We start from the raw sequence: 11,490 nt of genomic DNA on the forward strand, positions 1-11,490 counted from the left end.
TGATTAATCATGTTTTTTATAATGTTTGAAATTCACTATAAATATACTGATTATCAGGCTTTTATGCAAATATTTTATTGCTTTTTATCATAAATTTTTTGCTTTTTTCTTGTGATTTTTAACCCTTAATTCGCATTAATAAGGGGTATTAAAATTACTTTTAACACCCCTATAAATTAGTTTAACAAGAAACACATTTTATCTAGCCCACCAAACAGATTCAGTTGGGGCCTTACGATTTGCCAATACATTTGTGCTGTTTCTATTTAATTCGATTGAAGGGTAGCTAGCTCTTCTAAACCACAAACCTTTGTATTCATTACTTTCTGTAAGCAATTCTTCTCTAATTTTTAAGCCTTTAAATACTTGATTCGAAAAATTATAGCGTCTAAAATCTACAAATGCCTCAGGATTCAAGAAATTATGAATATATTTTTCTTTCATAATATGTTCAAGTTTCAATCCCGCTGTACCAACATTAACAGAAGCATCTGCCATGTAATTTGTACCATTAACTCCATATTTACTCATACTTGCCGCAATTCCACTCATATATGCTGTTTGAGCTGTGCTTGTAGACCCAATACTTGTTGGAGTTCCGCCATTAACTATAAATGCAGCTTCAGCCTTTATAAACATAGCTTCAGCATAACTTATTATTACTAATGGTGAATTAATACTTGTGTAATAACCATTTTCAACAAAGAAAGTGTTTGCTGCGGTTCCATCTGGAGCTTTTCCACTACCACTAACAAATCCTTTCCATGTTGCAGCACCGTTATTGGTTGCAAAACGCGGTAATCTAGGATCAATTACTAATAATCCACTTTGAAAAGGAAAATAATCTCCGTTCATAGAACTAACTAACTGACTTGCAATATCTCGATGAAAATTACCTGTGTTTCTAGCTAATATTTCACTTGAGTACCAAGGGTTAATTTTTTTAGCATCATAAAACATTTGAAAATCATCTGAATTTGAAGTAAACCCTTTAGCAATTGAAGCTAAAGCATTGGTTGCAGCAGCTGTCCCATTTATTTTAGTTAAATGCAATTGATATCGAGCCTTAATAGTATAAGCAGCTCTTAACCATTTTGCTTTATCTCCTCTATAAACTAAATCTTCTCTACCTATTTTAATACCTGAATTATCGACACTTTCCAATGCTATTATTGCACCATCTAACAATCTAAAAATTTCAGTATAAATAAATTCTTGGGAATCAAAGGCTGGGAACAGATTTTGAGGTGCTTGCGTAGCTTGAGAATAAGGAATATTGTCCCAAGTATCCGTTGCAATCCCAATATTTATGGCTGTTAAAATATCTGCTACAGCACCATAATGTATGGCTCCTTTTACCACAGCTTTTTCCTTAATAACTTTTAAGTTAGGTAAAATATATAAATATACCTGAGACCACAGTCCAGCCGCTTCAGTTTCACCTGCTGCACCACCACCTTGGCTCACAAAATTTTGCACATAATTTCCAAATGTTAATTCTGCTGATAATTGACCTTCAAAACTACTGTGAATTACGGGCGCTAATAAATCATTCATTCTTAGTTGATCTGGTTGCGCCGTACCTGAAGGAGTATTAACATCAAAATACTCATTGCTACAAGCAGTAATTCCAACCACTAGCAATGATATAATTATTATTTTTATTATAAATTTTTTCATCATTTTCTGTTTTTAAAATCCCATTTTTAAACCTACCGAAAAACTCTCGCTAATTGGAGTACTTAAACCTGTAAAACCATACACATTGCTACCAGCGCTGTATTGATTCCCTTCAGGATCATATCCTTCAAAAGGTGTCCATAATAAAATATTATTCGCATTTGCAGAAACAGATAAATTATCCATACGTAATTTTTCTAAAACTGTTTTTGAAAAATTATAAGTTAGCCCAATAGAACGAAGTTTTATCCAAGAGGCATCTTGAACTAGAATTTCTGAGGCTCTATTGTATTGATTAGAATTTCTGTAATAATTTTGATCAATTAAACCTTCTTTTGTATTGGTTACAAACCCACCGCTTCCATCATCCATTACACCTTCTAAAACAGCTTTTTCATTTCTGAATTCAGTAATTTCTAAAATACCATTTCTAATCGCATTTCTTATTCCAGAATCGTAAAGGTCACCACCTTTTTTCCATTCTATTAAGAAATTAAAACTTAAATTTTTGTATGATAAATTATTACCCAACGAAGCTACAAATTCAGGGAAAGCATTACCTACAATTTGTTTTTTAGTTAAATCAATAGTAGGCAAACCATTACTTGCTATATAACGCTGTCCGTTTTCATAACGCCATTTATAGCCATATAAGGTTCCCATTTTATCACCTTCTCTAATTTCCGAAGTTACACCTGCAAAACCTGAATCTGCAAAAATTACCGATTCAATATCTTCTGGTAGGTCTAAAACTTTTCCTTCACTGGTAGACCAGTTCATAAAAACTTCCCATTTAAAGTTATTGTTTTTAAGAACTTCTCCACTAATTAATAATTCGTGTCCAAAAGTTTCAAAATCACCAGCATTTCTTGTAATGTTAGATAAACCTGAAGAATATGCGGTTCCTACTCCAAAAATTTGGTCTTTAACTCTAGTTTTATAATAAGCATAATCTAAACGAACACGGTTTTTAAAAAACCTAAAATCTGAACCAATTTCATACGATTGATTTCGTTCAGGAACAATGTTAGTATCTCCAAGAGCGGTGCCAGATCTATATCCTCCAGCTCCACCAAACGGGAAATCACCATCCACAATAAAATAATGTCCAATTTTACCAAAAGTAGGGCCTTTACCTACTTCAGCCCAAGAAGCTCTTAATTTTCCATAGGAAAACACATCACTATCTTTATCAAACAAATCTTTAATGTCATATGCTAAACTTATAGATGGATAAAAGAAAGATCTGTTTTCTTCTGGAAGGGTAGACATCCAGTCGTTTCTTCCTGTAATTGTTAAAAACAATTTATTTTTATAATCCATTTTTAATTCACCAAAAACACCCATATTTCTTTGTTGATTAATGCTATTACCTGCAAAAGTGTTGATAGTGTTGGCTAAATCATTAATACCGGGTACATTTAATGTTTCACCCCTAATCCAAGAGTAATCATTTTTAGCGTCAGAAACCTGATGACCTATAGTTAATGAAGTACCAAAGTCGGTTGACCAATCCTTTGTAATAGTAGCCAATAAATTAGACTCTAAGCCTAAAAAATTAGTGTTTTCGTTTACAATAAAACCACCAACTTGTGTACCAGTGTCTAAATCTGGTGGGACAAAACGATTTCTTTTATCAGAAAAATTATCAATCTGTGCGGCGTAAGTAATTGCTAACCAATCTTTTGGATTCCAATTTAAAACAACGTTACCAATCCAACGATTTACATCGTCTTTTAAATTACTTTTTTCAAGAAAATATCTTGGGTTGTCGATAACTCCAAAAGAATAATTTCTTTGGGATCCATCGGCATTCTGCCAGTCGTTAATAGGAAAAGTTGCAGAATAATAAGAAAGTGAACTCATAACCGATTTATCACCTCCACTTGCTCTGGCTCCGCCAGAGTTAGTATAAGAAATTGAAGAGTTTACGTTAAATTTATCAGAAATGGTATAACCACCTTTAAATCTAAAGGATGATTTGTCGTAATACGTATTTGGCATAATACCATCTTCTTTTTCATTCCCAACAGAAAATAAATAGTCTATTTTTTCAGATGCACCACTAATATTAAAATTAACCTGGGTGTTTATACCAGTAGCGAACAATTCGTATGGATCATAAAAAAGATCATTCGATAAATCAATTACAGTACCATTAGTAAGGGTGTAAGAATTATCGGAATATTTTGGGCCCCAAGAAGAAAATGGAGCACTTGTTGATACTCTGTTAAATCCAGATTCTGTTTCTGGAGCATATAAAGCTCTTGGAATTCCGCTAAATCCTTCACGATACGTTTTTTGTAAAGAAGGAGTAGTTTTTATTTCTCTAATGGTAGTTGAAGCCGAAAACCCAATTTTTGCCTTTCCTTGTTTTCCTTTTTTAGTTGTAATAATAATGGCACCATTGGCAGCTCGTACACCATATAACGCAGTTGCTGCTGCTCCTTTTAAAATATTAAAACTTTCGATGTCGTCTGGGTTAATATCAGAAGCTCTATTTGTAAAAGAAAATTGTTCTGAACTACTAGGAGAGTTGGAACCGATACTTGGCAGTACATTTCCAGAGAAGGTATCATTATTTAAAGCTAGACCATCAATAATTATAAGAGGCTGATTGTCTCTTTCAGGATTCACAGAGGTAACACCTCTAATTAAAATATCAACCCCACCTCCAGAGGAACCAGAAGTTCGATTAATTTGCAAACCAGCTACACGACCTTGAAGTGCTTCAACAGCATTTGTTTGTCCTGTAAAATTTAAATCATCTGATTTGATTTGTGTAACAGAATAGCCTAATTCTCTGGTTTCCTTTTTAATTCCGAAAGCAGTAATTACCACTTCATTTAATTGTTTAGAATCTTCTGTTAAAGATACGTTTAATGTAGATCCTGTAATTGCAACTTCTTTAGTAAGAAACCCTAAAAAAGAAAACACTAAGATGTCTTTTTGCGCTGCTGATATTTGATATTTCCCATCAAAATCAGATGCTGTTCCTGTTTTTGTTCCTTTTATTTGTATGTTTACCCCTGGTAAAATAGTACCACTAATATCTGTAATTTTACCGCTAACCATTAAGTTTTGGGCGTAAAGAAAAGAAAATGTTGTGGTAATCAATAAAATAAAAAAAATCATAATTTTTTTTCTCATTTAAATAGCTATTAAAATTAATTAGAGTAAATATAACTTTATTTTTCAAGAATACTCAAAAACATATTTTTCTTTAATCAATAGAATTCCCCGAGGCTCTGCCTCGGGTGTTTCGTAAAGATATGTATATTTGTTGATATGAGTGAGCATATCCACAAGAGTCATAATAAAAGTTTGCTTCTGTATCATTTTGTATGTCCGATAAAGTATAGGCGTAGTGTTTTGACCGCATCTGTTTCAAAGACTTTCAAAGAGATTTGTCTACAGATAGAACAACGATATGAGATAAATTTTTTGGAAATAGGCCTTGATGGGAATCACGTACATTTTTTGATACAGGGTGTTCCTAATGATGCGCCGAAAAAAATTATTGGAGCAGTGAAAAGTATTACATCGAAAGAAATTTTCAGGCTTCATCCTGAAGTAAAACAGCAGCTTTGGGGTGGAAAATTTTGGACAAGTGGCTACTATGTTAATACTGTTGGACAATATGCCAATGAGGATGTTATAAGGAAGTATTTACAGAATCAAGGGAAATCAGATTATGAAATGTTACATTCAGGTCAACTAAAACTGTTCTAATTTTGATACCCCGATGGCTCTGTCTCGGGGTAGTTCATTATTGTAAATATTGTTACTTAAAACATTTTAATTTCTTTTAAATTTGCACTTTTAATTAAAACACAAAATGACGAATAAAATAGAAGTTAGTTGGAAAGGCGGAATGCTTTTTGAGTCTGTAGCACCTGAAGGAAGCATATTAATTGAAGCATCAGAGGAAGTGGGGGGAACTGGAGTTGGCTTGCGACCAAAAGCAATGATGCTTACGTCTTTAGCAGGTTGTACAGCTATGGATGTTGCTTCATTATTAAAAAAAATGCGCGCTGAGGTAACCGATTTTAAAATAGATGTAGAAGGAGAGCTAACAGAAGAACATCCAAAATTCTATTATAAAGTAAAAGTAATTTATAAATTTTACGACAAAGAGTTTCAAAAAGATAAAATTGAAAAAGCAGTTAATTTATCGGTTGAACGTTATTGTGGTGTTATGGAAATGTTCCGTAAATTTTCGGAAGTAACAACCGAAATTATTTATATACAACAATAGTTAATTTAAAATAGGTGTCAAAACAAATTTCAATGTAGCTTTATGTTGAAATTTGTTTTTTTTGTGTAGTCATAAGTAAAAATTTCAATAAATTTTTACTTACATTTGATAAAAAACTATGCGATGCGTTGGACTCTAAAACCAAAGCCAAATCCTGAAACTTCCTTATTTTTAGCCAACGAACTAAATGTAGATTTATCAATTGCTAAATTACTAGTTCAACGCGGAATTACCACTTTTGATGAGGCCAAATCATTTTTTAGACCAAATCTAAAAAATTTACACAATCCATATTTAATGAAGGATATGGATAAAGCGGTTGAACGCATAGAAACAGCTATTTTAGCAGGTGAAAATATACTCGTTTATGGCGATTATGATGTTGATGGCACCACTTCAGTTGCTATGTTTTCTTCTTATTTAAAAACAATTCATTCCAATGTTGCAACCTATATTCCAGATAGATATGCTGAAGGATATGGTATTTCTTATCAAGGAATAGATTTTGCCTTTGACAATAATATTTCACTAATAGTAGCTTTAGACTGTGGTATAAAAGCCATTGACAAGGTGAAGTATGCAAAAGAAAAAGGAATCGATTTTATTATTTGCGATCATCATAGGCCAGGAAACGAAATTCCAAATGCTGTTGCGGTTTTAGATCCAAAAAGAGCCGATTGTGAATACCCATATAAAGAATTATGTGGCTGTGGTGTTGGGTTCAAACTTATTCAAGCTTTAGCTGAAGAAAGAAATCAAAATATAAGTGATTTAACCTCCTATTTAGATTTAGTTGCAACTGCCATTGCAGCAGATATTGTTCCTATTACTGGAGAAAATAGAATTTTGGCTTATTATGGGTTGCAAGTAATAAATTCTTATCCAAGAACTGGAATAAAAGCAATGATTCATCAAGTTAAAAAATCGGAATTTACCATTACAGACGTGGTGTTTATAATTGCGCCTAGAATTAACGCTGCCGGAAGAATAAAACATGGAAATTATGCTGTTGAATTATTAACAGAATTGGATTTTGAAACAGCGGTAAAATTCGCTTCAGAAATAGAAAATTACAACAATGAAAGAAAATTATTAGATAAATCCATTACAAATGAAGCACTTCAACAAATTAAAGACCATCATGAAGAACAAAACTTTTCAACGGTTGTTTATACTGAAACTTGGCATAAAGGTGTTATTGGTATTGTGGCTTCTAGATTAATTGAAACCTATTTTAGACCCACCTTGGTATTTACAAAAAGTGGCGATTTTTTAGCCGCTTCGGCGAGATCAGTTCCTAACTTTGATGTGTATAATGCCATAGAAAAATGTTCAGAATTTATTGAACAATTTGGCGGACATATGTATGCAGCCGGACTTACCATTAAACCTGAAAATTACGAATTGTTCAAACAAAAGTTTGAAGAGGTGGTTAAAGCAAGCATTACAAAAGAAATGTTAACTCCAGAAATAGTAATAGATGCCGAAATTAATTTAGATGAAATTACACCTAAATTTTTTAGAATTCTAAGTCAGTTTGAACCTTGTGGACCTGAAAACATGAAACCTGTATTTTGCGCTTCAGGTTTGCGAGATAACGGTTATGGAAAAGTAGTTGGCGCAGAGGAACTTCATTTAAAACTTAATTTATTTGAAGGAACAAATCAAAAAACGTATCCGGCCATTGGCTTTAAATTAGGCGATAAAATGGGAATAACCAAAAGCGGGGCTGCCTTTAATGCCGCTTTTTGCATTGATGAAAATAACTGGAATGGGTATACTAATATTCAATTGTTATTAAAAGATTTACAAGTGGAAAGTGTTTAATTTTATTAAATGTTGAGTGAAATTTGATAACCAATGAAAAATTTTAAATTAAAAACAAATCCAGAAGTTGAATTGGTTTTCGCTAACTATCCCGATTTTATTCGAAATAAATTGTTGACAATGAGAGAGTTGGTAATTGAGACAGCTAGAGAAATTGATGGAATAACAAATCTGGAAGAGACGCTAAAATGGGGAGAACCAAGTTATTTGACAAAAAGCGGAAGTACCATTAGAATGGATTGGAAATCAAAGTCTCCCACTCAATATGCAATGTACTTTAAATGCACAAGCAGATTAATAGAGACTTTCAAGATGATTTTTAATAATTCGTTTAACTTTGAAGGAAAGAGAGCAATTGTTTTTAAAATAGAGGACAATATTCCAAAGAATGAATTGAAATCTTGTATAAAAACAGCATTAACATACCACAAAGTAAAACATTTAGCAACATTGGGAATTTAAATAATAATAAACGGCTTACGGTTACGTGTATGAAACGTTTGGCATTTCGAAGCACTAAACTTTCGGTTAAGTACAAATTTAATACGAGCTAAAAGCCTTAAATTTTATTACCAATTCGCCTATTTTTTATATACAACTTTGTTAGCCACAGTTATTTCATTTTTTTGTCTATGATTGTTTTTAAAGCATAGAAATTCATTTCAAAGCAAACTCTACCAAGTAAAATAGCAGGATTAATGATAAATTTATCTCCTAACTCTATAATTTTATCTTCGTTTAATGGCAAATGATTTTTAATAATTTCATCCCATATTTCAGGTGATATAAGTTTTTGTTGAGCAAAATTATCAGCTTCTTTCTCGCAGTTATCTATCTTTTCTTTTTTGGTAAATTCTAAAAACATTCTGTCTTTATTTTCTCTAAGATGTAAATCAATATGTGCAATTTCGTGCATAATAGTAAATGCAAAATTATCAATTCGACTATGTCTCAATGTAAGTGCAATTACAGGGTTATTTTCAGACCAAAAAGAAAAACCGTCAATCGGAGTTTTTTCTAGTTTTTGAATTAAAACTAATTTTATTCCATATTGATTTAAAGTTTTCTTTACTTTATTAATAGTGTCGACGTTTTCATAAAAAACTTTATTTAATTTTAAACAAAGTTGGTTGATATTATCAAAATTAAATGTGTTAACTTTTTGGGTTTTAGCTTCGTATTTTGCTAAAGCACTCCAAGCAAACATATTCTTTTCATCGATTTTTAATTTCTCTGATTTTCTATAAAAAGATAATTTATTATCGGCAAATGTTGATATTAATCCATCAATTGTGTCTATATTATAAATTGATTTAATTGATTTAATGTCGTCCTCTAAATTACCTTTTAAATAGCCAAATTTTTTAAAATACTTAACAGGAACATATTCTTTTATGATTGTCCAAATTTCAATATTTTTTATTCGTTTAATGTTTTTTTCTTTTATTCGAGCTAAATCAATTTCGTATTGAGATTGAAATTTCATCCAATAATCAGCCGGAATTTCTAAAATCTTTTCTAATAAGATTGCAATATCGGCTGTAACAGGTCTTTTCCCTTTTATTATTTCATTTAAGAAAGAAGGAAGAACTCCTAATTCTTTAGATAAATCTTTTTGATTTATATCTGGTCGAGCATCTAGCTCATCTTTAATTAATATTCCAGGGTGTGTTGCTTCAAATGGTATTAATTGGGTTTTCGTTGCCATACGTTTGCGATTTTACTTGTAATGATTGCTTAATTCAATAATTGAACAAATTGTTATTGTATCAGGTTCATCTCCTTCAATAGCTGTCTTAAATTCTATTCGATATTTTTGATCTACTCGAACAGATTCTAATCCTTTTTTGATTCCTATTAATTTTTTATAATTTAAACTCTTGATAGGAAATAAATCCTCAATTTTTGTTGCAACTCTTAATTTGTCAATTGTTTGAACGTATTTTTCAATAACGTTTTTTTGGAATCTATATTTTTTATTTTTTGCTTTACCGTTCTCATAAAGCTCTGAGAGATATTCTTCTTCGAAAATTATTTTCATAGGCATTTATTTTCATACTGCAAATGTATGTATAAAATTTAAATAATTCACTAATTAAGTGAAGTATTATTTGTCTAATTGTGGCTAATGGGAGTCTGCGCACAAACTCATTTTTTAAAAGTTAAAGATATTAAAATCTCGAACAGAAAACATATTAATGTGTTTTAAGCCGCTATTTTTTTGAAGTCATCATTTTGCGTTGATAAAAACACGCACATTACAGCCCTTGAAAAATTGCTCCATTGAACTAAAAATGTAAGTCCAGCCATTTTTAGTAGATTTTTTAAGGATTTGACACTCAAAATAGCCATAACCCTTTTAAGTTTGCAATTTATGTCCATCTTATTATCGTTTAAGTTACTGTATAAATGTGTCCTTGCTGTGGTTCACCTTTGTTTTTACGAACAAGGGTTGGCTTAATCCAAATTAATTTTCGTTCTTGTCTATCTTGTCCAACTGCTTGATTTCTCCAATGTCCTCGTCTCCAATGTGCCGAAAGTTCTTTACCTGTGTTTGTAGTATCACTATTGAACTCACTGCTAATTGTTTGTCCACATATTTTGATTTTTGTATAGCCACTTCGTTGTAGTTCCTCTTCAACTTTTTCCCGCTCATTGGGTTTTTTAGCTTTTTTTAAGCGGTCAATTAAGGTTTTTGGAGGATTGTTAGTGTAAGAGGTTGTAACTTCCTTTTCGTCATAAGTCAGATAGCAAATAGAGTTGAAAATAAGCTTCGCTATATCTTTAAATTTATCAGCATTACTTACAACTCGTTTCAATCTCTTTTGTCTTTCGGGATGATTGTTGCTAAGTGGATTTGTTGGGATATTTTCTCCGTCAATTTCAACAGACTTAGGTGTATCTTCCCATTTTTTGAAATCCGCTTTAAACTCATCAATAAATCGGTCAACTGCTTGAACAAGTTTCTCTTCAGAGTTCTCAAACTCCAATCCAAAAAACAGTATCAGGATATTTAAACCAATTGGTTTCAGTATTGTAGTCACGGTCAAGGCGAACCGATGTTAAACGAATTGATAAAACTTTGTCGTCTATATGGTCAATATATGCACCGTCAAAATAATAACCAATGTTGTCTTCAAAACCAATGTCAAACTCGGTTTGTGCAAAGAAAGCGAGATAAAATGTAGTGTAAGGGAATTTAATATTTCCAATTGCAATATCATTTACATCTGTCTGCTTAAATAAACTTGAAATGCCGGATGGGAAATAAAAAATATTGTTTCCACGATGTCTTAAACGTTGATTATCTACAAAAAGCGAGAGTTCTTGGTTACTTATATCAACTTGGTTTCCAATATGCTTTGCTATAAGTCCTTTACGCAACGGTTGTGGATACTTGGAAAGCTCGTCATTGAAAATTTGGATAAAGTCACCCATTTGTTCATTTAATCTGTCTGACTTGTAAAGGTCATTCATTTTATACTTTTCAAATAGTCGTTTTGCATATGGTCTCGACTTTAAGTATCTGTTTGGATGAAAAAAATTATTGTCTGTCCGCTGTGTCGTTTCTTAAACTTGCCCATAACGTCAGTTTGTCTTAAAACCCCGGTTATTTTATCAAATATAGCAAAAAAGCGGAGGTAAATGAAGCGATTTGCCGAATGTTGAAAAAAACTTTAACCACAAGATTATTAAAAATCGAACGTGTTAAAAAGGGTTTAAAT

10 protein-coding genes are annotated in these 11,490 nt (G+C 31.8%); 4 read left to right on the forward strand and 6 right to left on the reverse strand.

The genetic code is table 11. The features are described from left to right. Positions 1-198: 198 nt before the first annotated feature. Together Q8S45_RS06750 and Q8S45_RS06755 are read right to left on the reverse strand one after the other, a co-directional pair. A complete protein-coding gene (locus Q8S45_RS06750) occupies positions 199-1,680 on the reverse strand; it encodes a SusD/RagB family nutrient-binding outer membrane lipoprotein (RefSeq protein WP_305602701.1) in 1,482 nt (493 codons plus the stop codon). A gap of 12 nt (positions 1,681-1,692) precedes the next feature. Beyond that, positions 1,693-4,830, reverse strand: coding sequence for a SusC/RagA family TonB-linked outer membrane protein (locus Q8S45_RS06755; RefSeq protein WP_305602705.1), 3,138 nt, complete (start codon positions 4,828-4,830; stop codon positions 1,693-1,695). A 138-nt stretch (positions 4,831-4,968) separates the two neighbouring features. Between Q8S45_RS06755 and tnpA the strand changes: the two genes are divergently transcribed. The 4 genes from tnpA (at position 4,969) to Q8S45_RS06775 (ending at position 8,227) form a co-directional block, all read left to right on the forward strand. Continuing rightward, positions 4,969-5,412, forward strand: coding sequence for an IS200/IS605 family transposase (tnpA, locus tag Q8S45_RS06760; RefSeq protein ID WP_305602708.1), 444 nt, complete (start codon positions 4,969-4,971; stop codon positions 5,410-5,412). Between the two features lie 106 nt (positions 5,413-5,518). Next, entirely contained in the window at positions 5,519-5,938 is a 420-nt protein-coding gene (locus Q8S45_RS06765) for an OsmC family protein (protein WP_305602710.1), read from the forward strand. 123 nt (positions 5,939-6,061) lie between these two features. Next, positions 6,062-7,765, forward strand: a complete 1,704-nt coding sequence (gene recJ, locus Q8S45_RS06770) for a single-stranded-DNA-specific exonuclease RecJ (RefSeq protein ID WP_305602713.1) — start codon at positions 6,062-6,064, stop codon at positions 7,763-7,765. A gap of 33 nt (positions 7,766-7,798) precedes the next feature. Then, a complete protein-coding gene (locus tag Q8S45_RS06775) occupies positions 7,799-8,227 on the forward strand; it encodes a DUF1801 domain-containing protein (RefSeq protein WP_305602716.1) in 429 nt (142 codons plus the stop codon). 151 nt (positions 8,228-8,378) lie between these two features. On the opposite strand, the gene Q8S45_RS06780 is transcribed toward Q8S45_RS06775, so the two are convergent. The 4 genes from Q8S45_RS06780 to Q8S45_RS06795 form a co-directional block, all read right to left on the reverse strand. Continuing rightward, complete coding sequence (locus Q8S45_RS06780) at positions 8,379-9,473, reverse strand: HigA family addiction module antitoxin (protein ID WP_305602718.1); 1,095 nt, start codon at positions 9,471-9,473, stop codon at positions 8,379-8,381. A gap of 12 nt (positions 9,474-9,485) precedes the next feature. Beyond that, positions 9,486-9,806, reverse strand: coding sequence for a type II toxin-antitoxin system RelE/ParE family toxin (locus tag Q8S45_RS06785; protein ID WP_305602721.1), 321 nt, complete (start codon positions 9,804-9,806; stop codon positions 9,486-9,488). Between the two features lie 352 nt (positions 9,807-10,158). After that, positions 10,159-10,809, reverse strand: a complete 651-nt coding sequence (locus Q8S45_RS06790) for a hypothetical protein (protein ID WP_305602724.1) — start codon at positions 10,807-10,809, stop codon at positions 10,159-10,161. Then, on the reverse strand, positions 10,745-11,242 hold the full coding sequence (locus Q8S45_RS06795; protein WP_305602726.1) for a hypothetical protein: 498 nt from the start codon (positions 11,240-11,242) through the stop codon (positions 10,745-10,747). The genes Q8S45_RS06790 and Q8S45_RS06795 overlap by 65 nt, the downstream gene beginning before the upstream one ends. Positions 11,243-11,490 lie beyond the last annotated feature (248 nt).

Source organism: Lutibacter sp. (genome assembly GCF_030692605.1).
Lineage (GTDB): Bacteria > Bacteroidota > Bacteroidia > Flavobacteriales > Flavobacteriaceae > Lutibacter.

Coding starts and splice junctions, on each gene's coding strand:
- recJ (WP_305602713.1), top strand. CDS start 6,062: ATGCGTTGGACTCTAAAACCAAAGCCAAATCCTGAAACTTCCTTATTT.
- Q8S45_RS06755 (WP_305602705.1), bottom strand. CDS start 4,830: ATGAGAAAAAAAATTATGATTTTTTTTATTTTATTGATTACCACAACA.
- Q8S45_RS06785 (WP_305602721.1), bottom strand. CDS start 9,806: ATGAAAATAATTTTCGAAGAAGAATATCTCTCAGAGCTTTATGAGAAC.
- Q8S45_RS06775 (WP_305602716.1), top strand. CDS start 7,799: ATGAAAAATTTTAAATTAAAAACAAATCCAGAAGTTGAATTGGTTTTC.
- Q8S45_RS06780 (WP_305602718.1), bottom strand. CDS start 9,473: ATGGCAACGAAAACCCAATTAATACCATTTGAAGCAACACACCCTGGA.
- Q8S45_RS06795 (WP_305602726.1), bottom strand. CDS start 11,242: ATGAATGACCTTTACAAGTCAGACAGATTAAATGAACAAATGGGTGAC.
- tnpA (WP_305602708.1), top strand. CDS start 4,969: ATGAGTGAGCATATCCACAAGAGTCATAATAAAAGTTTGCTTCTGTAT.
- Q8S45_RS06750 (WP_305602701.1), bottom strand. CDS start 1,680: ATGAAAAAATTTATAATAAAAATAATAATTATATCATTGCTAGTGGTT.
- Q8S45_RS06765 (WP_305602710.1), top strand. CDS start 5,519: ATGACGAATAAAATAGAAGTTAGTTGGAAAGGCGGAATGCTTTTTGAG.